Here is a 22,576-nt window from a genome sequence, read left to right as displayed (position 1 = left end):
CGGCCGCGAAGCGAAATTCTATGGATCGCGGAGCGTCGAGATAAGCAAAACAGCGCTCGTGAAACAGACTGGCATCGAGCCTTCGAAGCTTTGACGGGCTTCGAAACCGCCTATGCCAAGATCAACCTCGCGCTGCATGTTCGCAGGCGTCGGGACGACGGGTATCACGAGCTGGAAACGCTGTTCGCTTTCGTCGATGCGGGGGATGTGCTGAGTGCCAGCAGCGCCGAGCGGGACCGCGTTCGGGTGCTCGGCGAGTTTGCAAGCGGGCTCGACGATCCGTTTGACAATCTCGTCGCCAAGGCGCTGGGTAAGCTGCTGCGCAGCGAGGGTCTCGCAGTCACGCTCGAAAAGAACCTGCCGGTCGCGGCGGGGCTGGGCGGGGGTTCGGCGGATGCCGGGGCCGTGTTCCGCATCGTGCGCGAGCGGTTCGGTCTGCCGGACGACTGGCAGGAGCGCGCCGCTGCGCTCGGCGCAGACGTTCCAGCTTGCGTGGAGAGCCGCACCTGCATCGGACGCGGGACGGGTACCGAGCTCGAGCCGGCGGACGACAGTCTTGCCGGAACCCCTGTGCTACTGGTCAATCCGCGCCTGCCGCTGTCGACCGGGCCGGTGTTCAGGGTATGGGACGGGGCGGACCGTGGGCCGATGCCGCAGGGCGACGCGCGGACGATCGCATTGCAAGGCCGCAACGACCTCGAAGCCCCGGCCATCGAACTGTGCCCCGAAATCGCCGACGTGCTCGCCGCAATGCGCGGAACTTCGCCGTTTCTCGCCCGTATGTCAGGTTCGGGCGCGACGTGTTTCGCGCTGTTCGAGAACGAAACAGCGCGGGACGAGGCCGCGGCATGCATCGCCGCCGACCATCCCGGCTGGTGGCAGATGCAAGGGAACCTCAGATGATCGACGGCCTTCCGTACCGCCAGGTTGGTATGGACACGATCCGCCCCGGCGGACTGATCTGCGTGGCGGACCACGCCTCCAATTTCGTGCCGGAGGATATCGATCTCGGCATCGATCGTAAGCTGCTGAACGATCACATCGCCGTCGATATTGGAGTGGGCGGCATCGCCGATCGGCTTGCGCGCCGCCACAATATCCCCGCCCATATCGCCACCGTCAGCCGCCTCGTCTGCGACTTCCATCGCAAGGAAGACGAGCCTGCCGTCGTGCCGACCGAAAGCGACGGACACCTCATCCCCGGCAATATCGGCGCCGACGTTGAGAAGCGCCTCGATCTCTATCACCGGCCCTACCACACCGCGCTGGCGAGCTTCATTGCGGATGCCAGGCCGAAGATGATCATCGCGCTGCACAGCTTCACGCCCAGCCTTGCCAGCAGCGACGAGCAGCGTCCGTGGGAAGTCGCTCTGCTCTACAATCAGGACGATAGGGCCGCGCGCCATGCGATCCGCCTGTTCGGCGAGCAGGGGCTGACCGTGGGCGATAACGAGCCCTATTCGGGCAAGCAGCTCAACGCCACGATGGACCGCCATGCGGAGGCGAACGGCATCCCTTATTGCACGGTCGAAATCCGGCAGGACCAGATCGATACGCCTGCCGGTCAGGCGCGCTGGGCGGTGATGCTGGCCGATGTGCTGGGGCGCGTCGCGCTCGAGGTCTGATAGTCAGGCTTGGCCGCCCTCGCGGCAATCTACCGTTAGCGTAGGCACTCCCGTCTGCTAGGCTTGCTGCCGAAGCAAAGAGAGACCCGCCATGCCTGCCTACCGCTCCCGCACCACCACCCATGGCCGCAACATGGCCGGCGCGCGCGGGTTATGGCGCGCGACTGGGATGAAGGACGGCGATTTCGGCAAGCCGATCATCGCGGTCGTGAACAGCTTTACCCAATTTGTCCCCGGGCATGTCCACTTGAAGGATTTGGGGCAGCTGGTCGCGCGCGAAATCGAGGCGGCGGGCGGCGTGGCCAAGGAATTCAACACCATCGCGGTCGATGACGGAATTGCGATGGGCCACGATGGCATGCTCTATTCGCTGCCCAGCCGCGACCTGATTGCCGACAGCGTCGAATACATGGTCAACGCCCACTGCGCGGATGCGATGGTGTGCATCTCCAATTGCGACAAGATCACGCCCGGCATGCTGATGGCGGCGATGCGGCTGAACATCCCGGCGGTCTTCGTCAGCGGCGGACCGATGGAGGCGGGCAAGGTCGTAGTAAAGGGCAAGGAAGTCGCGCTCGATCTGGTGGACGCGATGGTCGCCGCGGCGGACGAAAGCTACACCGACGAGGAAGTGACTGCGATCGAGCAGAACGCCTGCCCGACTTGCGGCAGCTGCTCGGGCATGTTCACCGCCAATTCGATGAATTGCCTGACCGAGGCGCTGGGCCTGTCGCTCCCCGGTAACGGCTCGACTCTCGCCACGCACTCCGACCGTCAAAGCCTGTTCGAGCGGGCGGGGCGGCTCGTGGTGACGCTCGCCAAGCGCTATTACGAAGAGGACGACGAAAGCGTCCTGCCACGCACCATCGCGAGTTTCGAAGCCTTCGAAAACGCGATGAGCCTCGACATCGCGATGGGTGGTTCGACAAACACCGTGCTTCACCTGCTAGCAGCAGCGAACGAAGCAGGGGTCGACTTTACCATGGAAGACATCGACCGCCTCAGCCGCAAGGTGCCGTGCCTGTCCAAGGTCGCCCCCGCCAAGAGCGACGTGCATATGGAAGACGTCCACCGCGCAGGCGGCATCATGTCGATCCTCGGCGAGCTGGAAAAGGCCGGCCTGCTTCACACTGCGCTGCCGACCGTGCACAGCCCGACCATGGGCGATGCGTTGGACGATTGGGATATCGGGCGCACGCAGAACAACAAGGTCCGCGAATTCTACTCGGCCGCGCCCGGCGGGGTGCCGACGCAGACCGCCTTCAGCCAGTCGCGCCGCTGGGAAGAGCTCGATCTCGACCGCCAGAACGGCGTCATTCGCAGCGCCGAGCATGCGTTCAGCCAGGATGGCGGCCTAGCCGTGCTCTACGGCAACATCGCGCGCGACGGCTGCATCGTGAAGACGGCCGGGGTGGACGAGAGCATCCTCACATTCTCCGGCCCTGCCAAGGTCTACGAAAGCCAGGACGATGCCGTGACCGCCATCCTCACCGGCCAGGTGGTGGAAGGCGATGTGGTCGTGATCCGCTATGAAGGGCCGCGGGGCGGGCCGGGCATGCAGGAGATGCTCTACCCGACCAGCTATCTTAAATCGAAGGGCCTGGGCGCGGCTTGTGCGCTGCTCACCGACGGCCGCTTCTCCGGCGGCACCTCCGGCCTGTCGATCGGCCACGTTTCGCCCGAAGCGGCGGAAGGTGGTGCCATAGGACTGGTCGAGGAGGGCGACATCATCGCCATCGACATTCCCAATCGCACCATCACGCTGGAAGTCTCCGACGCGGACCTTGATCGCCGCCGCACCGCGATGGACTCGAAGGGCGACGATGCTTGGGCTCCCGCCGCTCCGCGAGAGCGCCGGGTGACCGATGCGCTGAAAGCCTATGCCGCGATGACGACCTCTGCGGCCCGCGGCGCGATCCGGGACGTTTCGCAGATCAGGCGCCGCTGAGGCTTGCCCCGCACGGTCGGGCGTGGCAGCCGCTGGGCATGAGATTTCGAAAGCCTCCGTACGGTGCCACTGCAGCGCTGTGCCTTGCTGCAGTCCTCGCCGCCTGCTCGGAGGGGCAGGGCGTGGCCGAGGAGGGCGCCGAGCCGGTTCTCTGCGCGCTCGACGGCGAGGGCGAGTGGTCCGACGAGTGCCGCCTCGAAACCGCGAGGGTCGGCGGAGCAAACGTCTTCGTGATCCGCCATCCCGACGGCGGCTTCCGTCGCCTTGTCGAGCGCGGTGACGGTTTCGCCAGCGTCGACGGGTTCGAGACTGCGCGCAGCGAGACACGCGACGGCAGGATTTTTGTGACCATTGGCAACGATAGCTACAATTTCCCGGCACCGGCCTCGCAATGAACTCTACAGCGGTTCTCAGCGTCGAAGCCATGCGCGCGGCCGAGCAGGCGGCGATGAATGCCGGGATCAGCGAATGGGAGCTGATGCAGCGAGCCGGCCAGGGCGCAGCTCGATGGGTGATGCGGATGGCTGCGGGTCGACCGGTTACCGTGCTGTGCGGGCCGGGCAACAATGGCGGGGACGGTTACGTCATCGCCGGTTGCCTGCATGCGAAGGGCTACAAGGTGCGCGTTATCGCTCCCGTGGAGCCGAAAAGCGAGACCGCGCGCAAGGCACGGGCGGCTTTCGATGGCGAGGTGATGGGCCGCGCGGCTTTGACCGATCCGGTCGTCGTCGACTGCCTCTTTGGTTACGGGCTATCGAGGAACGCCAAGGGCGAGTTTGCTAACTTGCTTGAAGAACTCGCCGCAAGCGACTGTTACAAAATCGCGATCGATGTTCCGAGCTCGGTTGAAAGCGACTCCGGATCGGTTCTCGGTCCGCTGCCCCGATACAACCTCACGCTTGCACTCGGGGCCTGGAAGCAAGCCCATTTCCTGATGCCCGCGATGGCGTCGATGGGCGCATTGCGCTGTGTGCCGATCGGCCTCGCGTTGAACGACGCAAGCGACCAATCGACAACGGCGCCGCGACTGACAGCGCCTGCGGCAGACAGTCACAAGTATCGGCGCGGGCTGCTGGCAGTTGTTGCAGGATCGATGCCTGGCGCTCCGCTCCTTTCTGCCGAGGCCGCGATGCATGCGGGGGCAGGCTATGTGAAGCTGGTGAGCGACCACTCGCATCCCGATGCACCGGCGGATCTGGTGATCGAGCAGGACCTTGACGCCGTGCTTGAAGATGAGCGGATATCTGCAGTGCTCACCGGGCCCGGACTTGGCCGCGATGACGAGGCGCGCAAGCGGCTATCGCGGGTCTTGGGAAGCGGCCGCCCATGCGTTCTCGATGCAGACGCTCTGCATCTCCTGCGGCCAGATATGCTGAAGGGGGCCGACGTCACGAAGCTCTGCCTGACGCCGCACGAGGGCGAGCTTGCGACGTTGTGCGAAAGCTTTGGCGTCACGCTTCAAAGCAAGCTCGACCGCGCACGGAGGTTGCACGACGTCACTGGAATGACCGTGTTGGCCAAGGGACCCGACACTGTGCTGGCGGACCGTGAGGGAATGCGCTTTTTCCCGCGCGGATCGAGCTGGTTATCGGTGGCAGGCAGCGGCGATGTGCTCGCCGGCATAGTGGCGTCACGTTTGGCGGTGCATTCGGACACGATGCGCGCCTGCGAGGAAGCGGTCTGGCTTCATCACGAGGCCGCTAGACGGGCCGCCCCGGCCTTCTCGGCCAGCGATCTGGCGTGCGCGCTGATACCGGCCATGGCGAGCTTCCTGTGAGCGAAGGCGAGCCGATCCAGCGCATTGCCGCCCGCGGCGATGGCGTTACGGCCTCCGGCCGTCATGTAACGGGAGGTGTCCCGGGTGACGTCGTGCTGCCCGATGGCACGCTCGACGCAGGGCCGCAACATGTCGAACCGCCGTGCCGTCACTTCGCCGTGGCACAAGACAAGGGCTGTGGTGGCTGCCAGGTCCAGCATGCTGGCGAGGACGCTTTGCGCCAGTTCGTCACCGACCGCGTGCTCCATGCGGCGCATGGGCAGAGCATCGAGCCGCAAGACGTGCTGCCCACGCACCTTTCGCCGCCGGCAACGCGCCGCCGCGCGACGCTCCATGGATTGAGAAAAGGCAAGAGTGCAGTGCTGGGGTTTCGCGAAGCGCGCTCGCATCGGATCGTCGACCTGCGCGAGTGTCCCGTCCTCCTCCCGGAGCTTGCGGCACTGGTGCCCCCGCTAAGGCAGCTGATAGCCGCCTATGCCGGTCGCCAGCCGGTCGATGTCGAATTGACGATGGTCGACCAGGGTGTCGATTGCACGATCAAGGGGATCGAGGCCGAGGGCTTGGCAGCTACCGAAGCGCTGCTCGATTTCGCGCGGGACCACGGTCTGGCGCGACTGTCGCTCGATCGCGGATACGGCGCGGAAACCCAATGGGAACCGCAACCGGCCACCGTTACGCTCGGCCCGGTTCCAGTCGGTTTTCCGCATGGCAGCTTTCTCCAGCCGACGCAGGACGGAGAAAATGCCTTGGTCGAGGATGCCAAGGCATATCTGCAGGGCGCGAATACCATCGCCGATCTGTTCTCAGGGCTCGGCACATTCGCGTTTGCGCTGGCTGGACCTCCCAAGGTGCTGGCCGTGGAGGCCGCGCGCGATACGCACCTCGCGTGCAAATCCGCAGCCAATTCGCGGGGCCTTCCCGTCCACGCGATGCATCGCGACCTGTTCCGCAATCCCCTGCAGCCCGATGAGGCAAGCCGGTTCGGCGCGCTCTTGCTCGACCCGCCACGTGCTGGTGCGCGCGAGCAGATCGCGCAGATTGCGGCAAGCGAAGCCACCCGCGTCGCCTATGTCAGCTGCAACCCGGCAAGCTGGGCCAAGGATGCGCGCACGCTGGTCGATGCGGGTTTCCGGCTCGAGAAACTCCGCCCGGTGGGCCAATTCCGCTGGTCGACCCACGTCGAGCTGACCAGCTACTTCACTCGCGGCTAGGCTCTCAGCGCTTCGAGCAGTTGCGCCCGCAGCCAGACATGCGCCGCTTCGCCCGCATAGGCATGGCCCGCGTTCGGGCATCGGCGGATGCGGGTGTCGGAGTCGTCCCATTGCTCGGCAAAATGCAGGGCGGTGCGGTCGTTCTCGGCGAGCAGGATCGTCACCGGCCCGAGGAAAGCCGCTAGCCCTTCGCGGGCTTCCTCGGCAAGCGATGAAGCAGTGGGCCGTGGTTGGGCGGCCCGGCCGAGTCCTCGCACCAGCTTTCTCAAGTCGACCTTGCCGGTGAGTAATCGCTTCAATTCGGCGGGATTGGCCAGCTTGCTGGCGTAGCGCGACCGGATAGCGGCGGGCGAGGGCGTGGTATCGGTCTCGTCGTCGATCACCCAGGGATTGCTCAGAACAAGGGCGTCGCACTCCGCGCCGCTCGCCAGCATGAGCGCGGTTGCCGCATCGCAATTTCCGAAAGCGACCACGCGCTCTACTTGCGGGGCGAGCGCGCGAAAGGCGAGCAAGGCTGCGGCGATGTCTTTGCGGGATTTGCGATAGCCGCGGTTCTCGCCCTCGCTGTCGCCGATCCCGCGACGGTCGAAGCGGAAGACGGGAAAGGCTTTCGTCGCGATCTCCCTAGCGAGCCGCGAAGCGCCGTTGAATGCGCCCGCGCGCACCTCGTTTCCGCCGCTCACCATCAGCAGGCCGGTAGTTCCGGGCGCGCTGTCCAGCGTGGCACCGCAGCGCTTGCCCTGGCATTCGAAGGTCAGCGGGAGCCTGCTCATGACAAGTCCAAACGCTCGACGAGGATCGCGGCCAGCGCCTTGGCCTGCGCAGGATCGAAGCCGGGTTCCGCGCGCAACCAGAGGGGGCTTCCGCCGACTTCTTCCTGCGTTATTGGTAGGTGGGGCCGACTCTTTTCCAATTCACTCGCGGCCAGCTCGTTCACGAGATCGGCTCCGAGGGGCCAGCCGGCCAGCGTGACGCCTTTCTCGCAACCTTCGGCGATCAGCTCTTTTGCCGTGACAGCCTGATTGGCTTCGCGGACAGATATCTGTTCCGCGCGTGCAAGGCGCGAAAGAACGGAGCTTGGCTTCACACGCTCGTATGCCCAGCCGGGCAGGTCTCCAGGCGCCACCAGACAGCCAGACCGCACGCCAAGCACATGGGTCGCCTGAACGTGTGCCGCTGCGCTTGCAGCGGCGTCCCGCCAACCAGAGAGGCGCTGCTCTGCATGCGACCTGACGCTTTCGTTGCAGCCCGGTAAATCGGGGCAGAAGCAATCGACGCCCGACTGATCGAGAATGCGCATGGTTTCAACGACTTGCCGGCGCATCTTGCTGGCCTCGTCGAACAGCGGCATCAGCACTAGCAGGCGATGGTCCCGCTTGCGATCGAAGCCGAGCAGCATCTCGTCCGCCGTCGCCCCGGAAGGCATCGGGCAGGGCCAGCTGCTATACACCGTACCGGTCAGCTCTCGACCGTCTTCGCCTCGGCGAAGGCTAGCAGGCCGCCATAAGTTTCGAGCATTTCGCCATCGACATCGTCGTCGTCGATCACGATGTCGAGCCGGTCTTCCATCTCGGTGAAGAGGCCCGCAACCGCCATGGAATCGAGTTCCGGCAAGTGGCCGAACAGGCCGGTGTCAGCGTCGAAGGTTTCGACCTGGTTCTGATCCAGCGCGAGCACATCGCGCAGGATGGCGCGCAGGGTGGTGTCGATTGCGCTGCGGCTCGGCCCTGTCGGCTCTGCTGTGGCGGTCCCGGCGGTCATGTAGCTTGCGTATCCCCTACGTCGCGAGGCGTTGCCCTTAGCGGCGCGAATTGCCACGTGCAAGGCGCCGCGCCACGGCCTTGGCGATGCGCTTCCAGCTGCGGGGGTTGCGCCAGTCATGGCATTCGAGCCGGTAGCGCGGGCGGACCGTTTCCATCCAGTCGCGCTTGTAGGCATCCGAACCGGTGCCGAAGTCGATAAGGTCGACTCCATCGATGTCGATCGCATGCTCGAACAGCGCCGCACTTAGCGTCGTGCCGGCGGAGAGCGGTTTGGCCGCCTCGGTATGCGCCAGCTTGTGGATGTAGGCCGTGCCGTTCTCGACCGTCCAGAACTGCGCCGCGACCGGCACGCCCTCGGCGCGTGCAATGCCGAGGCGGATCCGGCCCGCCTCGCCTTCCATCCGGGCGAAGGCTTCGAGGACATCTGCCCGCTCTTCGGCAGGTTTCCAGCTATTCCTGTAGACGATCCGATAGTCGTCCCAGGCTCGCTCGTTGAAGCGGGTCAGGATTTCGATATCGACCTTCTTCGCCTTGCGCTTGAGTGTGGTCCGCATCTGGCCGGGGCGATAAGCCCAGTATTCCGCGAAGCTCCGGCCCTCGACATGGAGCACGTAATTCTCGTCGGACTGCTCGCGAAAGACGGCCCAGCCGGCGGTGCGAAAGGCCTGCTCCAGCCGCGAGGCACTTCCGTCCTCGTCCGGGAGCGGGGCGAGCGCGATAGCGCAGACGCGGCCGCGCAGATCTTTCGCCATCGTGGTCAGGATCACGTCGACCAGCTCATCGTCGCGGCCGAGCGGTCTCCATGTAAAGCTGAACCAGTTGGCGAGGCTGGCAAGGCCATCGCCCGACGCCATCAAGGGTAGGGCGGCAATGCGATGCTTGCTCCGTCCGACCACGATAACCGGTCTCATTCCGCCTTGTTCGAGCAGGGCGTACCATTCCGGCCGGTCGAAAGGTCCACGCGCAAACTGGGCAAACTCTTGCAGTTTGCTAACCGTCTCGTGATAGCTGACTTCGATAGTCACCCGTTCGTCCTCGCTCCGGAGCCTCGATGCCTGATCCCACGCCGTACCCGCTCGATCAACTGACCGAGAGAGGCGATGCACAGGCCTCTGCGCTGGTTTTGCGGGACCGAACGTTGACCTATGGCGATCTGCGAACACGCGTTTCGCTGCTGGCCGGGTGGCTCGTCGGCAAGGTAGAGCCCGGCGCGAGAGTGGCGAGTTGGGCGGCGAAGGGCGAACTCACATGCCTGCTCCCGCTCGCCGCGGCTCGAGCAGGGATGGTGCATGTGCCGATTAATCCGCTGCTCAAACGCGCGCAAGTCGCCCACATCCTGAGCGACAGTGGCGCGGTGCTGCTGATGGGGACGAAATCACGGCTCGCGACGCTCGAAGATGGCGATGTCCCTACCGGTTGCGGACTGCTGGAGGAAAGCGCCGTCCTTACCGAGGCGGAAGATGCTGCGGCGACACTCGGACCATCGCAGCACGATCCCGACGACCTGGTCGCCATTCTCTACACGAGCGGATCGACCGGCGCGCCCAAGGGCGTGATGCTGAGCCATGCCAATCTTTGGCTGGGAGCGGTCTCGGTCGCGCATTACCTCGGGATGGCGGCGAACGACGTGACGCTGGCCGTGCTGCCGCTCAGTTTTGATTACGGGCAGAACCAGCTGTTCTCGACATGGTACGCGGGCGGCAGCGCGGTGCCGCTCGACTACCTTTTCCCGCGCGATGTGGCCAAGGCTTGCGGAAAGCACCGGGTGACGACGCTTGCTGGCGTGCCGCCGCTCTGGGTGCAGCTTACCGAAGTCGACTGGCCGGAGGATGCGGTATCGACCATGCGCCGCATCACCAACTCGGGCGGCGCATTGACTTCGCAACTGGTGGAAGACTTGCGATCTATCCTGCCGGAAACCAAGATTTTCCCGATGTATGGCCTTACCGAGGCCTTCCGCTCGACCTATCTCGATCCGGCACTCGTTTCGACGCATCCGACGTCCATGGGCAAAGCCATCCCCTTCGCGGAAATCCTTGTCATTGACGACACTGGCGAGGTGAGTGCGCCGGGCGAGGAGGGCGAGCTGGTCCATTGCGGCCCGCTGGTCGCTCATGGCTATTGGCAGGACGAGGAGCGAACCCGCGAACGGTTCCGACCGGCGCCGGCTATGTCCGAGTATGGTGGCACAGCCGTTTGGTCTGGCGATCGCGTAAAGCGCGACACCGATGGCTTGCTCTATTTCGTCGGTCGGCGCGATGCGATGATCAAGAGCGCAGGCAACCGGATCAGTCCACAGGAACTGGAGGATGCAGCGCGCGCAACGGGCCTTGTCGCTGAAGCGGTGGCGCTGGGCGTGCCTGACGACAGGATCGGACAAGCAATCCATCTGGTGGTCCGGGCGCAGACGGGTGCGCAGGACGCGCAACAATCGCTAGAGAAGGCGCTCAAGAGGGATTTGCCGAACTTCATGCAACCGCACACTATCGACTGGCGCGAGACTCTTCCGCTCAATCCGAATGGCAAGATCGACCGCGCCGCGCTGGCGCGAGAGGTGGGCGCATGAAGCCCCTTGGGCCCATCCCGGCAGGGTTCGAAGCCGTGAAAGGCGAACTGGCGATCGGCGGAGAAGCGGTTTCCGCTTTGGTCGAGCAGGCCGGCGAAACACCGCTATTCGTCTATTCGCGAGACCTGATCACACAGCGGATGGCCGAACTCCGCCATGCCATGCCGGACCGAATAAAGATCAATTATGCGATTAAAGCCAACAGTTTTCGGCCCGTCCTTGAGCACATTTCGACCCTTGTCGACGGCTTGGATATCGCGTCGGGCGGCGAGCTAGAAATGGTCGAGGCTATCGGTTTCAACCTATCGAAAGTCAGCTTCGCGGGCCCCGGAAAACGCGATAGCGAACTCGAAGCGGCCATTGCGGTGGGCGTCACACTGAACCTCGAAAGCGCCAACGAGGCGAGGCGAGCCTTAGCTATCGGTGAGCGGCTCGGCAAAACGCCCCGGCTCGCCATCCGCGTGAATCCCGATTTCGACCTCAAGGGATCGGGCATGAAGATGGGCGGCGGGCCGAAGCCGTTCGGCGTGGATGCCAGCCAGGTCCCTGCGTTGGCGCGAGAGGTCGTCGATGCAGGCTGCGAATGGCGCGGCCTGCATATCTTCACCGGCAGCCAGGCGCTTTCGGCCGAGGCGGTCATCGACATGCAGGCCAAGGTGCTGGAGCTTGCCGCGCGGATCATCGATGACGCGGGCGTCGGCTTGCCCAAGCTCAACATGGGCGGTGGTTTCGGCATTCCCTATTTCGCCGGTGACGTGCCGCTCGACATCGCAGCCGTCGGGGCCGAACTGGACGAGCGGTTCTCGGCCTTGCCCGCCAGCCTGCAAAAGACCGATTTTTTCCTCGAACTCGGGCGGTATCTGGTCGGCGAAGCGGGTGTGTATTTGACCCGTATTGTCGATCGCAAGGAAAGCTACGGCGAGACATACCTGGTCACCGATGGGGGCCTGCATCACCAGCTCGCCGCGTCGGGCAATTTCGGCACGGTCGTTCGGCGCAACTATCCGGTTGCGATCGCCTCCCGGTTCGATGCAGAGCCGCAGGAGGAAGTGAATGTCGTCGGTTGTTTGTGCACGCCGCTGGACCGCTTGGCCGACAAGGCACACCTGCCACGCGCCGATGTCGGAGACATCGTAGCGGTCTTCTGCGCCGGAGCCTATGGTGCGAGCGCCTCGCCCAGCGCTTTCCTAGGACACGGACCTGCCGCCGAGATTCTGGTCTGACCGATGAGTCCCGCTTTGGGACGGGGCTGCAAAATGAAGGTAAACCCGCGGGAATCAGGCGCTTTGGCGCTGTATGGATAACGCTATATTCACCTTTTGCAGCGCATAGAGCCTGCCAAATGGGGCATAGCGGTCACACAGTGTGTCCGAGGGCCCTTGCTGACCCGTGGGGACCGATTGATGCGATTGAGCTATACCACCAGGCTGATCGGCGGCTGCATTTCCGCCACGCTCGCCTTGGGTGGCTGCACCACCACCGGTGACGAATTGCCGCCCGCGACCTTCGTCGCGATGCAGGAAGGCCCGGGCGAGGAATATGTCATCGGCCCGCTCGACGAGCTGACTATCCACGTCTGGCGCAATCCCGAGCTGGGCGCGGAGAAGATCCAGGTCCGCCCCGACGGGCGTATCACCATCCCGCTGGTCAAGGACATGCCCGCCGTCGGCAAGACGCCATCCATGCTGGAGGAGGATATCCGCCTGCAGCTGAGCCAGTACATCGAGGATCCGCTCGTTTCCGTGATCGTCAACGAATTTGCCGGCACCTTCAGCCAGCAGATCCGCATCGTCGGTGCGACCGAACAGCCGGCCTCGCTGCCTTACCGCGCGAATATGACCGTGCTCGACGCCATGATCGCCGTCGGGGGCCTCAGCGAATTCGCCGCGGGCAACCGCGCCAAGCTGATCCGCTTCGACAAGCAACAAGGCCGCCAGCGCGAGTATGCGCTGCGGCTGACTGACTTGCTCAAGCGCGGCGACAGCGATGCGAATGTGCTGCTGCAACCGGGCGATGTCATCATCATCCCGGAAAGCACTTTCTAGGGGTAGAGCGGGGGCATGCAGGAAGTCTTCGACGAGATCCGCAGCGCGCTGCATACGGTGTGGAACCGCCGCTGGCTGGCACTCGCCGTCGCTTGGGGCGTCTGCATCGTGGGCTGGCTGTTCGTGGCGACCATCCCCAACAGCTATGAAAGCCGCGCGCGGATTTATGTCGAGCTCGACGACGTACTCTCCAAGCAGCTCGAGATTTCGGGCGAGGGGCGGCAGGCGATCACCAAGGTGCGCCAGACGCTGACCAGCGCGGTCAATCTCGAGAAGGTCGTCCGCGCAACGCAGCTGGGCGAGAACGTGAACACCCAGCGCGAGATGCAGTCGGCTGTCGATAGCCTGACCGACCATGTCGGGGTCGTGAGCACCGAGGACAATCTCTTCGAGCTGACCGCGACGATCGGCAATTCCTCCATGACCGATGCGGAAAATGCCGCGCTGGCGCAGGACGTGGTGCAGAAGCTGATCGACATATTCCGCGAGGAGAACGTCGCGGGCAATCGCGGCCAGGTCGCCGATACGCTCGCTTTCCTCGATCAGCAGCTCGAGGAGCGTAAGCAGGAGCTCGAGGCTGCCGAACAGCGCCGCCTCGCCTTCGAAGCGCAGAACCCCGAGCTGATCGGCGGCGTCGGCACCGTCACGACGCGGATCAATGCGATGCGCGACGAGATGCGCGACGTCGATAGCGACATCGCTGCGGCCTCCAGCTCGCTTGCTGCGATCGATGGCCAGATTGCAAGCACGCCGCGCACCATCGCGACGTTCGGCGCCGAAGGTGGCGCGCGCGCGGCTCTGGCACAGGCCCAATCGCAGCTTTCCGCCATGCGCGCTCGCGGCCTGACCGATAGCCACCCGGATATCCAGGCCCAGCAGCGCCAGGTCGCGTCCCTGCGCGAGCAGGCGGCGAAAGAGCCTTCCGGAGCCGGTGGGGCGGCAAACCCCGCCTATACCTCACTCGTCGCCATGCGGTCCGAGCGTCAGGCGAATTATCAGGCGCTGCAGGCACGCAAGGCTGCGCTGCAGTCCGACATCTCGCGCCTAATCGCCAATCAGGCGGAAGAACCCGCCGTGGCTGCCGAGGCCAACCGCATCAGCCGCGACTACGAGGTCCTCAAGGACAAGTATGACGAGCTGCTCAAGGACCGCGAGGAAATGCGCCTGCGCGGTCAAGTCGAAACCGAGCGCAGCGCGTTCCAGTTCGAAGTGATCGATCCGCCGACCGCGCCGACCAAGCCGGCCGCGCCCAATCGCCCGCTGCTGCTGGTCGTCGTGCTGCTGGCCGGATTTGCCGCCGGTGCGGCCGTGGCGTTCGTGATGGGGCAGCTGCGGTCCAGCTTTACGACGTCGGAGAAGCTGGAACGCGTGCTCGACATGCCGGTCATCGGCACGATCTCGCGTTCGATCACGGCAGCCGACCGTCGCCGCCAGCGGGTGCAGCTCAAGAAGTTTTTCGCCGCCAGCGGCGCCTTGGCAGGTGTCTGCCTGCTGCTGCTGGTCGTAGAAGTCATCCAGGTCGGCTCGGTCGCCTAAGGGGGGAATGTGTCAGTGAACAAGCCCACCAAGATCTCGCCGCCGGAAAAGCAGGCCAAGCCGGACCGCGCATCGCTGCTCGAACGGGCGAGCGGTGCGTTCGGCCTCGACAATCTGCGGCCTGCCGGAGTTCCGAAGGGGCTCGATAGCGGCAAGGCGAAGAAATTTGCCCCCAAGCGCGCCGCTTCGGAGGCTCCGCCGGAGCCAACGCCAAGGCGGCGCGCATCGGACTACATCGGCGAGAAAGCTGATTTGGCTCCAGCAGCTGCCCAAACACCGGTGACCAGCTCTCCCGCATCTGAACCCGAGGTCCCTTCGGTCCGGTTCAGCGGGGAGAAGCGAGAGGTCGTCCGCTCCTTCCTCAGCGAGCAGGGTCTGATCGATCCCGACGGCGGTGCCTCCACCCTGCTGGAAGAGTTCCGCATCGTGAAGCGCCAGGTCCTGGCAGCCGCCAAGGCGGAAGCCAGCGCGACTGCGCGCCGGGTGCTGATCTGCTCGCCGCATCCCAATGAAGGCAAGACCTTTTGCGCGCTGAATCTCGCCATCGCGATGGCAGCCGAGCGGGATACGGAAGTGCTGCTCATCGATGCCGATTTCGGCAAGCCCTCGATCATGTCGAAGCTCGGTTTGGACGCAGGCAAGGGTTTCATGGACGTGCTGGCGGATCCCTCGGAGCACGTCGAAGATTTCGTGGTGGGTACGGACATCCCCGGCCTGTGGGTGCTGCCCGCCGGCGAACGCACCGGGCGCGACAGCGAATATCTCGCCAGCGAACGAACCTGGGAAGTGCTCAACCGCCTCACCCGCGGTGCGCCGAACCGTTTCGTCATCTTCGACAGTCCGCCTGCCTTGGCCGCGACACCTGCAGCCGAGCTGGCGAAACATGTCGGCCAGGCATTGCTTGTCGCGCGCAGCGATCAAACCGGGCGCGCTGCTCTGGAGGATGCCGTCGATCTGCTGTCCGCATGTCCGGATATCAAGCTGCTGCTCAACGATACCACTTTCAGCCCGAGCGGGCGCCGTTTTGGCAGCTATTACGGTTATGGAGAGACATCCCGTGACCAGTAAGGCGTTGCTCGCACTGGCAACTCTGGCGCTTTCGGGCGTTCTGCCGCTGGCCAGTCCGGCCATGGCACAGCAAAACCGCGACGCCGGTGCCGATGAGGCCGAGGGCCGCTCGGAAAGCCGCGGCTCGCGCCGCACGCGGATCGATCCCTATATCGAAGCGAATACGATCGCCAATTGGCAGATCACGCCGGGCGACGATGTGCTGACCTATACGCAGCTGGCTGCGGGCGTCGACGCATCGGTGCAAGGACGCAATACGGGCGCTGCCGTGTCGCTGCGCTACGAGCGGAACTTCGCGCACCAGTCCGATGGCGCGGATTCCGACACGCTGACCGGCATCGCCCGGGGCTATGCTTCGGTCGTTCCGAATGTGCTTACGATCGAGGCCGGTGCGCTCGCGACGCGGACCAGCGTAGATGAGTCGGGTCGCTCGATCATCGCTCCTTTGGCTGCGGACGATCTCACCACCCAGACCTATTCGGTCTATGCTGGCCCGACGCTGCAGACGCAGGTCGAGGGCGTGGACGTCTCCGCCAATTACCGGATTGGCTATACGCGGGTCGACGGACCGGATTTCGTCAGCGCCGGTGGCCAGCCGGTCGACATTTTCGACGAGAGCGTAAGCCACAGCGCGAATGTGCGCGCCGGGATCGCTCCGGGACGGGCAGGGCTGCCGGTCGGCGTGGGAGTCGGCGCTGGCTTATACCAAGAAGACATCTCCAATCTCGATCAGCGTGTCCGCGACGTCTACGTTCGCGGCGACGTCACGGTGCCGGTCACGCCCACACTCGCGGTGGTGTTCGGCGCAGGGATCGAGGACGTCGAAGTGTCGAGCCGCGATGTCCTGCGCGATGCGGACGGCGATCCGGTGATCGGCAACGATGGCCGCTTCATCACCGACGAGAGCAGCCCGCGCACCATCGCCTACGAGGCGGACGGGCTGATCTGGGACGTCGGCGTGATCTGGCGACCGAGCAGCCGCACCGAATTGGAGGCGACCTTCGGCCACCGCTACGACAGCGAAACCTTCTACGGCAGTTTCACCTGGGCTCCGAGCAGCCGCAGCACGCTGGGTATCGGCGTTTACGACAGCATCCAAGGGTTCGGCGGCCGCCTGAATAATGCGCTGGCCGCCCTGCAGACCGATTTCGAAGTCGTGCGCGACCCCGTTACGGGCGACATCACCGGCTGCGTCAACAGCCTTGACGGGCTCGGCTGCATCGACGGCGCGCTTGGTTCGGTCCGCTCTTCGGTCTTCCGCGGGCGCGGTGTCGTCGTGAGCTACACGCATGAGATGGGCCGTACGGTGGCCGGTATTGGTGCCGGGTACGACCGCCGCCGCTTCATCGGCGCGCCGGGCACGATCTTGGAGCTTGCCGACGGGATCGTCGACGAAAGCGTATATGTCACGGCAAATCTGGCTGGGCCGTTCGGTCGCGGCAACTACGCACTCAACACCTACGCCAACTGGTTCGAAAGCGGTGCCAGCTCGCTCGGCGATGCCTTCACGCTCGGCACCTCGGCTTCCTATACAGAGCAGGTGTGGCGCAATCTCTCGGCACGGGCCGCAGTGGCGCTCACCATGATCGATCCGGAAGCATCTCCCGACGAGTTCCTCACCGCTTCCGCGCTGCTCGGCCTGCGCTACGACTTCTGATAAGGACGCAGCATGTACGAAGATTTTTACGGCTTTCGCGAGCGCCCTTTCCAGCTGACGCCCGACCCGGCTTTCTACTTCGAAAGCGTCACGCACAAGAAAGCGCTGAGCTATCTCGGCTATGGTCTCAACCAGGGCGAGGGCTTCGTCGTCATCACCGGCGAGGTCGGTTCGGGCAAGTCAACGCTCGTCGCGCATCTGAAGGAGAAGCTCGACGACGAGCGCATGACGGTGGGCGAAGTCGTGACCAGCGCGCTGGACGACGACGAGATGATCCATGTCGCCGCGCGCAGCTTCGGCCTCGACATCGAAGGCGGCGACAAGGCAGCGGCGCTCGCTGCAATCGAGCTGTTCCTGCACGAAGAAGCCCGCAACGGCCGCCGCGTGCTGCTGATCGTGGACGAGGCGCAGAACCTTTCCATCGGCGCGCTTGAAGAATTGCGCATGCTGTCGAACTTCCAGCTCGGCTCGCATCCGCTTCTGCAGACGCTCTTGCTCGGCCAGCCCGAATTCAAGCACCTGCTCGCGCAGTCCGAAGAGCTCGAACAATTGCGCCAGCGCGTCATTGCCGCGCATCATCTCGAACCGATGCAGCCGGGTGAAATCGAGCCCTATGTGGAGCATCGCCTGGCGCATGTCGGGTGGGACGGTAATCCCGAAATCGATGGCAGCATCTGGGTGAAGCTGCACAAGGCGACGGGTGGCATTCCGCGCAAGATCAACCAGGTGATGACCCGCTTGCTGCTGATGGGGGCAGTCGAAGAACAGTCGGTCCTCGAAGCCGACATGCTTGAAGCAGTGCTCGAGGAGATGAATGGCGACAATGCGCCGGATGCCGAGACCGAGACCGCCGCCAAGCCGCGCCCGGACCGCGATCTCCCGGCGGCGGAGGCCATCGCCCGTGCACGAAGCGAGCCGGCGCGGCCATCGCCGGCCAGTTCGGAGGCGCACGACAAGGGGCTGCTCGATCACCAGATCGAAGCGATCGAGAAGGCGTTTGCGGAGCGGGACAAGCACATGGCCGCGATGCGCCGCGAGGTGCAGAAACTCGCCGCCTCGCGCGATCAGGCGACGGGGGGCCTGCCGCAGGATGCCGACAAGCGCCTCGAAGCCATCGAGCGTCGCCTCGACGAGCAGGAACAATCGCTGCGACATGTGCTCACGATGATGATAGACTATTTCGAGAGCCAGGCGACGCGCGCAGCGGCCTGACACGTCGGGAGGGGCCGGTGACACAGCACAGAATCGTCAACGGCCTGTCGGTCGATGTCGAGGATTGGTTTCAGGTCGGCGCCTTCGAACACACGATCAAGCGCGAGGACTGGGATTCGCTTCAGCTTCGCGTCGGCGATAATGTCGCGCGCATCCTCGACCTGTTCGACGCCGCCGGAGTCAAAGCCACCTTCTTCTCGCTGGGCTGGGTGGCGCAGCGCAATCGCGCAGCCATGCGCGCTATCGTCGAGCGCGGGCACGAACTCGCCAGCCACGGCCATGATCACACGCGTGTGTTCACCTTCACCCGGCAGGAATTTGCCGAGGATCTCGCGAAGGCACGGGCAATCCTGGAGGACGCCGGCGGCACGGCAATCACCGGCTACCGAGCGCCGAGCTTTTCCATCGATGCCCGCAACCCCTGGGCGCACGAGGTGCTGGCCGAGCAAGGCTATGCCTATTCCTCCAGCGTCGCCCCTGTGGTCCATGATCATTACGGTTGGCGCGAGGCGCCGCGGTTCGCGTTCAATCCCGTACCGGACAGCGATCTGGTCGAGATACCGGTGACAACGGCGGTATTCCGCGGTCGCCGTCTTGCTGCGGGCGGCGGCGGCTTTTTCCGCGTCCTGCCCTATGCCTTCAGCCGCTGGGCCATCCGGCAAGTGAACCGGCAGGATCGGCGGCCGGCGGTCTTCTATTTCCATCCCTGGGAAGTCGATCCCGACCAGCCGCGCGTTGCCGGAGCGCCGATGCGCTCGCGCCTGCGGCACTACACCAACCTTTCGCGCATGGAGGACAAGCTGTCCGACCTGCTCGGCGAATTCGCGTGGGGGCGAATGGATGAGCTGGCCGAGCGAGAGGCAGCGCGCAGTCTCGACTGGGCGGCATGAACGCGCCTGTGACGCATAGCGCCAAGCTGCGCGCGGTCGATTTCGGTGACGCTACCGAAGTCGCACGGATCGAGCGTTTCGTGGCCGAGAATGATGGCAGCGTCTTCCAGCGCCCCCTGTGGCTATCCGCTATTGCAGAGGGCACGGGCAATCCGGCGCACGGGATCGTCGTCGAGCGTGGAACGACCTTGTCGGGCTGGCTGCCGCTGACACTCGTCCATTCGCCCCTGTTCGGGCGGGCGCTGGTTTCGAGCGGATTCGGAGTCGGCGGCGGAATACTAGTTTCGCGCGAGCGCGACGTCGATCTCCTCGCCCAGGCTGCCACCGAACTCGCCCAGCGCCTGTGTGTGCCGAGCATCGAATTGCGCGATGCGGTTGCGCCCGATGAATGGGACACGATCGCGGGCAAGCACGCCAATTTCACGCGCGATCTCGCGGAAGACGACGAAGCGCAATTGCTCGCCATCCCACGCAAGGCGAGAGCGGAAGTCCGCAAGGGCCTCGCCAACGATCTGACCATAACCGCCGGCAACGGCGAGCAGGACTGCGCTGCGCATTACGGGGTCTATGCCGAGAGCGTGCACAATCTCGGCACGCCTGTGTTCCCGCGAAGCCTGTTCGATGCAGTGCTCGACCGCTTCGGGGACGATGCCGACATCCTCACCGTGAGCCATGGCGGGAGACCGACCGCGAGCGTGCTGTCGCTCTACCACAACGGCACCGTGATGCCCTTCTGGGGTGGCGGGACCTTCGCCGCCCGCAGCCTCCGCGCGAACGAGCGCATGTATTACGAGCTGATGCTCCATGCGCGGCGAAAGGGCTGCACGCGATTCGATTTCGGTCGCTCCAAGACCGGCAGCGGCCCATTCAGTTTCAAGAAGAACTGGGGCTTTGAGCCCGAACCGCTGGTCTACCGCAGCTGGAGCGCACCGGGCAGCGAGGCACGCAATATCGACCCGACCAATGCGGGCTATTCCGCCAAGATCGAACTATGGAAGCGGCTGCCGCTGGGGCTCGCCAACCGGATCGGCCCTGCCATCGCGCGCGGTCTCGGCTGAGGGCGGCGCTGGCCATGGGCGACATTCTTTTTCTCGCGCACCGCGTCCCATTCCCGCCCGATCGCGGCGACAAGATCCGTTCGCACCACCTCCTCAAGGGGCTTGCGCGCCTTGGGCCGGTCCATGTCGGAGCTTTCGCTGAAACCGAGACCGATCTGGCGCAAAAGGGTGAACTGGCCGCAATCGCCAAGACCCATGCCCTGATCGAGCGCAGCAAACCGCTGCCGCTTGCTGGAATCCAGGCCGTGCTCGCCAACAAGCCGGTGAGCCTTGCGGCGTTCGAGCATGAGGCCATGCGGCGCTACGTCCACAAGACGCTCGGCAACCACCGTGTCGACACGATATTCGTCTTCTCGGGGCAGATGGGGCAATACATTCCCGACAGCTTTCATGGTCACGTCGTGGTCGATCTGTGCGATGTCGATAGCGCCAAGTTCGCAGCCTACGCGGAGGCGGGTCAGCGAAAGTGGCTCAACGGTCGCGAGGCGCGGCTGCTGGCGCGCGAAGAGGCGCGCCTCGCGCACCGAGCCGACCGCCTGATGCTGATCAGCAGCGCCGAGGCAAACCTGCTCTCGGCCAATCTCGACAATCTATCGGGAACGGACATTCGCCCGCTCGGCAACGGGATCGATGCCGAGTTTTTCGATCCGGTTGGCGTGACCGGGCATGAGGAACTGGTCAAGGCCGAGGACCCGCAGATCGTTTTCACCGGACAGATGGACTACGCGCCGAATATCGCGGCGGCCGAGTGGATGATCGAGGGGGTCATGCCGCGACTGCGCACCCGCTTTTCCCGTGCTCGCTTCCACATCGTCGGCCGTGCACCCACCGCTGCGCTGAAAGCCCGCCATGGTGAAGCGGGGACGCGCGTATGGGGCGAGGTTCCCGATGTCCGCCCGTTCCTGAAAGCTACCGATATCGTCGCGGCACCGCTGATGATCGCTCGCGGTGTGCAGAACAAGGTGCTCGAAGCCATGGCGATGGCGCGGCCTGTGCTGCTGACGCCGGGCGCGGCCAACGGCATCGATGCGGAAAGCGATGTCCATTTTGCTGTCGTCAAGCCAGAGCCCGATCTGTGGGTCGAGCGAATCGAGCGGCTTGTAACTGATATGGCGGCGGCACGCGGCATGGGAGCGGCGGCGCGCCGGTTTGTGGTCGATAACATGAGCTGGGAAAGCGTCTATGCGCAGCTCCCTCAGATCCTCGCCCCGGGAAAGGCCGGTCGGGATGCCGCCTGAGATCGCACTGGACTCTGCGCCTGAAAGGACTTGGAGCAGCCGCCTCGTTCAGCTTGGGTTGGTTTGGCTGCTTCTGTTCGTCGTGACCTTCGAGGAATGGGCGCAAATGGCCCACCAGTGGTGGAATATCGACACCTACAGCCACATCCTCCTGATCCCGGCGATCATCGCCTGGCTGGTCTGGATCAAGCGTGACGAGCTTGCTGCGGTAGTTCCAGAAGGCTGGTGGCCGGCGCTCGCATGGTTCGTGGGCGGGTTTTCGGTGTGGCTCGGCGGCCGCGCGCTGGATATCAACCTCTTCGCACACGCTGGTGCGGTGATGACCTTTCAGGGCGCTGCCATCGCGCTGCTGGGCTTGCGAGCGAGCCTGATCCTCGTTCTGCCTATCGCCTACTCATGCTTCCTCGTCCCTTTCGGCGACGAGATCATTCCGCAGTTGCAGGCCATCACTGCACGTCTCGCGACATGGCTCACGGAAGCGAGCGGCGTCGCCATGATATCCGACGGCATCTATATCGACACGCCCGCCGGTCTCTTCATCGTGGCGGAAGCCTGTTCGGGCGTGAAGTTCCTCATCGCGATGGTTACGTTAGGCACGCTCGTCGCCTTCACCTGCTTCGAAAGCTGGACTCGCCGTGCATGGCTCATGCTCGCCTGCGTCGTCGTGCCGATCATCGCCAACGGGATCCGTGCCTGGGCGACGATCTTCATCGCGCAGTATGTGGGCGCGGAGGCTGCCGGGAGCTTCGATCATATCGTCTACGGCTGGTTCTTCTTCGGCATCGTCATCGCGATCGTCATTGGCGTCGCCTGGCGCTGGTTCGAGCGTGACCCAGAGGATGCCGGCTGGTCGTTGGCCGAGATCGATGCGATGCCGTCCGTGGCGTCGCTGGAGCGAAAGAGCATTTCAGCGACCTTCATCGTCGCCATCATGCTCGCCGTCGCAATCGCCTTTGCCGCTGCCGCGCACCTCGGCTAGGAC

Annotated in this window: 21 protein-coding genes; 17 read left to right on the top strand and 4 right to left on the bottom strand. The window is 64.6% G+C overall.

What is annotated here, in order from left to right:
• Positions 1 to 90 precede the first annotated feature (90 nt).
• The 6 genes from Q9K02_RS09585 (at position 91) to Q9K02_RS09560 (ending at position 6,561) form a co-directional block, all read left to right on the top strand.
• On the top strand, positions 91 to 903 hold the full coding sequence (locus Q9K02_RS09585; RefSeq protein WP_305932692.1) for a 4-(cytidine 5'-diphospho)-2-C-methyl-D-erythritol kinase: 813 nt from the start codon (positions 91 to 93) through the stop codon (positions 901 to 903).
• Complete coding sequence (locus Q9K02_RS09580; protein ID WP_305932691.1) at positions 900 to 1,625, top strand: N-formylglutamate amidohydrolase; 726 nt, start codon at positions 900 to 902, stop codon at positions 1,623 to 1,625. Before Q9K02_RS09585 ends, Q9K02_RS09580 begins: the two co-directional genes overlap by 4 nt.
• A gap of 91 nt (positions 1,626 to 1,716) precedes the next feature.
• Positions 1,717 to 3,573 (top strand): dihydroxy-acid dehydratase, encoded by a 1,857-nt coding sequence (ilvD, locus tag Q9K02_RS09575; RefSeq protein WP_305932690.1) that lies wholly within the window; start codon positions 1,717 to 1,719, stop codon positions 3,571 to 3,573.
• A 38-nt stretch (positions 3,574 to 3,611) separates the two neighbouring features.
• On the top strand, positions 3,612 to 3,968 hold the full coding sequence (locus tag Q9K02_RS09570; protein WP_305932689.1) for a hypothetical protein: 357 nt from the start codon (positions 3,612 to 3,614) through the stop codon (positions 3,966 to 3,968).
• On the top strand, positions 3,965 to 5,350 hold the full coding sequence (locus tag Q9K02_RS09565) for an NAD(P)H-hydrate dehydratase (RefSeq protein WP_305932688.1): 1,386 nt from the start codon (positions 3,965 to 3,967) through the stop codon (positions 5,348 to 5,350). The genes Q9K02_RS09570 and Q9K02_RS09565 overlap by 4 nt, the downstream gene beginning before the upstream one ends.
• Positions 5,347 to 6,561, top strand: coding sequence for a class I SAM-dependent RNA methyltransferase (locus Q9K02_RS09560; protein ID WP_305933490.1), 1,215 nt, complete (start codon positions 5,347 to 5,349; stop codon positions 6,559 to 6,561). Before Q9K02_RS09565 ends, Q9K02_RS09560 begins: the two co-directional genes overlap by 4 nt.
• Here Q9K02_RS09560 and Q9K02_RS09555 read toward each other — a convergent pair.
• From Q9K02_RS09555 to Q9K02_RS09540, 4 genes are read right to left on the bottom strand one after another with little or no spacing between them, the layout of a single operon-like run.
• On the bottom strand, positions 6,558 to 7,334 hold the full coding sequence (locus Q9K02_RS09555) for a hydrolase 1, exosortase A system-associated (RefSeq protein ID WP_305932687.1): 777 nt from the start codon (positions 7,332 to 7,334) through the stop codon (positions 6,558 to 6,560). The genes Q9K02_RS09560 and Q9K02_RS09555 overlap by 4 nt on opposite strands.
• Positions 7,331 to 7,960 (bottom strand): alpha/beta hydrolase family protein, encoded by a 630-nt coding sequence (locus Q9K02_RS09550; protein WP_305932686.1) that lies wholly within the window; start codon positions 7,958 to 7,960, stop codon positions 7,331 to 7,333. Before Q9K02_RS09550 ends, Q9K02_RS09555 begins: the two co-directional genes overlap by 4 nt.
• Positions 7,961 to 8,019: 59 nt before the next feature.
• Positions 8,020 to 8,322: a phosphopantetheine-binding protein gene (locus Q9K02_RS09545; protein WP_305932685.1), complete on the bottom strand. Its 303-nt coding sequence runs from the start codon at positions 8,320 to 8,322 to the stop codon at positions 8,020 to 8,022.
• A gap of 37 nt (positions 8,323 to 8,359) precedes the next feature.
• Positions 8,360 to 9,349, bottom strand: coding sequence for a GNAT family N-acetyltransferase (locus tag Q9K02_RS09540; RefSeq protein ID WP_305932684.1), 990 nt, complete (start codon positions 9,347 to 9,349; stop codon positions 8,360 to 8,362).
• Between the two features lie 26 nt (positions 9,350 to 9,375).
• Here Q9K02_RS09540 and Q9K02_RS09535 point away from each other — a divergent pair, with 26 nt between their 5' ends.
• The 11 genes from Q9K02_RS09535 to xrtA all read left to right on the top strand — a co-directional run bounded on the left by Q9K02_RS09535 (position 9,376) and on the right by xrtA (position 22,573).
• The gene (locus tag Q9K02_RS09535; protein WP_305932683.1) at positions 9,376 to 10,890 is read left to right on the top strand and encodes an acyl-CoA ligase (AMP-forming), exosortase A system-associated; all 1,515 of its coding nucleotides are present in this window, start codon (positions 9,376 to 9,378) and stop codon (positions 10,888 to 10,890) included.
• The gene (locus tag Q9K02_RS09530) at positions 10,887 to 12,113 is read left to right on the top strand and encodes a pyridoxal-dependent decarboxylase, exosortase A system-associated (protein ID WP_305932682.1); all 1,227 of its coding nucleotides are present in this window, start codon (positions 10,887 to 10,889) and stop codon (positions 12,111 to 12,113) included. The genes Q9K02_RS09535 and Q9K02_RS09530 overlap by 4 nt, the downstream gene beginning before the upstream one ends.
• Before the next feature lie 291 nt (positions 12,114 to 12,404).
• Positions 12,405 to 12,935 carry an XrtA/PEP-CTERM system exopolysaccharide export protein gene (locus Q9K02_RS09525; protein ID WP_305933489.1) on the top strand — a complete coding sequence of 177 codons (531 nt, stop codon included), beginning with the start codon at positions 12,405 to 12,407 and terminating at the stop codon, positions 12,933 to 12,935.
• A gap of 15 nt (positions 12,936 to 12,950) precedes the next feature.
• Positions 12,951 to 14,471: an XrtA system polysaccharide chain length determinant gene (locus tag Q9K02_RS09520; protein WP_305932681.1), complete on the top strand. Its 1,521-nt coding sequence runs from the start codon at positions 12,951 to 12,953 to the stop codon at positions 14,469 to 14,471.
• A gap of 15 nt (positions 14,472 to 14,486) precedes the next feature.
• Positions 14,487 to 15,539, top strand: a complete 1,053-nt coding sequence (locus Q9K02_RS09515) for a P-loop NTPase family protein (RefSeq protein ID WP_305932680.1) — start codon at positions 14,487 to 14,489, stop codon at positions 15,537 to 15,539.
• Positions 15,529 to 17,196, top strand: coding sequence for a preprotein translocase subunit YajC (locus tag Q9K02_RS09510; protein WP_305932679.1), 1,668 nt, complete (start codon positions 15,529 to 15,531; stop codon positions 17,194 to 17,196). Before Q9K02_RS09515 ends, Q9K02_RS09510 begins: the two co-directional genes overlap by 11 nt.
• A gap of 12 nt (positions 17,197 to 17,208) precedes the next feature.
• Positions 17,209 to 18,408 (top strand): XrtA/PEP-CTERM system-associated ATPase, encoded by a 1,200-nt coding sequence (locus tag Q9K02_RS09505; RefSeq protein WP_305932678.1) that lies wholly within the window; start codon positions 17,209 to 17,211, stop codon positions 18,406 to 18,408.
• Between the two features lie 17 nt (positions 18,409 to 18,425).
• On the top strand, positions 18,426 to 19,298 hold the full coding sequence (locus tag Q9K02_RS09500; protein ID WP_305932677.1) for an XrtA system polysaccharide deacetylase: 873 nt from the start codon (positions 18,426 to 18,428) through the stop codon (positions 19,296 to 19,298).
• Positions 19,295 to 20,356 (top strand): FemAB family XrtA/PEP-CTERM system-associated protein, encoded by a 1,062-nt coding sequence (locus Q9K02_RS09495; protein ID WP_305932676.1) that lies wholly within the window; start codon positions 19,295 to 19,297, stop codon positions 20,354 to 20,356. Before Q9K02_RS09500 ends, Q9K02_RS09495 begins: the two co-directional genes overlap by 4 nt.
• A 14-nt stretch (positions 20,357 to 20,370) precedes the next feature.
• The gene (locus Q9K02_RS09490) at positions 20,371 to 21,594 is read left to right on the top strand and encodes a TIGR03087 family PEP-CTERM/XrtA system glycosyltransferase (protein ID WP_305932675.1); all 1,224 of its coding nucleotides are present in this window, start codon (positions 20,371 to 20,373) and stop codon (positions 21,592 to 21,594) included.
• A gap of 58 nt (positions 21,595 to 21,652) precedes the next feature.
• On the top strand, positions 21,653 to 22,573 hold the full coding sequence (gene xrtA, locus Q9K02_RS09485) for an exosortase A (protein WP_340310095.1): 921 nt from the start codon (positions 21,653 to 21,655) through the stop codon (positions 22,571 to 22,573).
• The last annotated feature ends 3 nt before the right edge of the window (positions 22,574 to 22,576 follow it).

The organism is Qipengyuania profundimaris (genome assembly GCF_030717945.1).
Lineage (GTDB): Bacteria > Pseudomonadota > Alphaproteobacteria > Sphingomonadales > Sphingomonadaceae > Qipengyuania > Qipengyuania profundimaris.
This window is presented reverse-complemented; position numbering and strand designations above follow the sequence as displayed.

Bases quoted from the DNA above. Each gene is read 5' to 3' on its own strand.
- Q9K02_RS09580 (WP_305932691.1), top strand. From the start codon at position 900: ATGATCGACGGCCTTCCGTACCGCCAGGTTGGTATGGACACGATCCGC.
- ilvD (WP_305932690.1), top strand. From the start codon at position 1,717: ATGCCTGCCTACCGCTCCCGCACCACCACCCATGGCCGCAACATGGCC.
- Q9K02_RS09570 (WP_305932689.1), top strand. From the start codon at position 3,612: ATGAGATTTCGAAAGCCTCCGTACGGTGCCACTGCAGCGCTGTGCCTT.
- Q9K02_RS09565 (WP_305932688.1), top strand. From the start codon at position 3,965: ATGAACTCTACAGCGGTTCTCAGCGTCGAAGCCATGCGCGCGGCCGAG.
- Q9K02_RS09555 (WP_305932687.1), bottom strand. From the start codon at position 7,334: ATGAGCAGGCTCCCGCTGACCTTCGAATGCCAGGGCAAGCGCTGCGGT.
- Q9K02_RS09550 (WP_305932686.1), bottom strand. From the start codon at position 7,960: ATGCTGCTCGGCTTCGATCGCAAGCGGGACCATCGCCTGCTAGTGCTG.
- Q9K02_RS09545 (WP_305932685.1), bottom strand. From the start codon at position 8,322: ATGACCGCCGGGACCGCCACAGCAGAGCCGACAGGGCCGAGCCGCAGC.
- Q9K02_RS09535 (WP_305932683.1), top strand. From the start codon at position 9,376: ATGCCTGATCCCACGCCGTACCCGCTCGATCAACTGACCGAGAGAGGC.
- Q9K02_RS09530 (WP_305932682.1), top strand. From the start codon at position 10,887: ATGAAGCCCCTTGGGCCCATCCCGGCAGGGTTCGAAGCCGTGAAAGGC.
- Q9K02_RS09525 (WP_305933489.1), top strand. From the start codon at position 12,405: ATGCAGGAAGGCCCGGGCGAGGAATATGTCATCGGCCCGCTCGACGAG.
- Q9K02_RS09520 (WP_305932681.1), top strand. From the start codon at position 12,951: ATGCAGGAAGTCTTCGACGAGATCCGCAGCGCGCTGCATACGGTGTGG.
- Q9K02_RS09505 (WP_305932678.1), top strand. From the start codon at position 17,209: ATGTACGAAGATTTTTACGGCTTTCGCGAGCGCCCTTTCCAGCTGACG.
- Q9K02_RS09495 (WP_305932676.1), top strand. From the start codon at position 19,295: ATGAACGCGCCTGTGACGCATAGCGCCAAGCTGCGCGCGGTCGATTTC.
- Q9K02_RS09490 (WP_305932675.1), top strand. From the start codon at position 20,371: ATGGGCGACATTCTTTTTCTCGCGCACCGCGTCCCATTCCCGCCCGAT.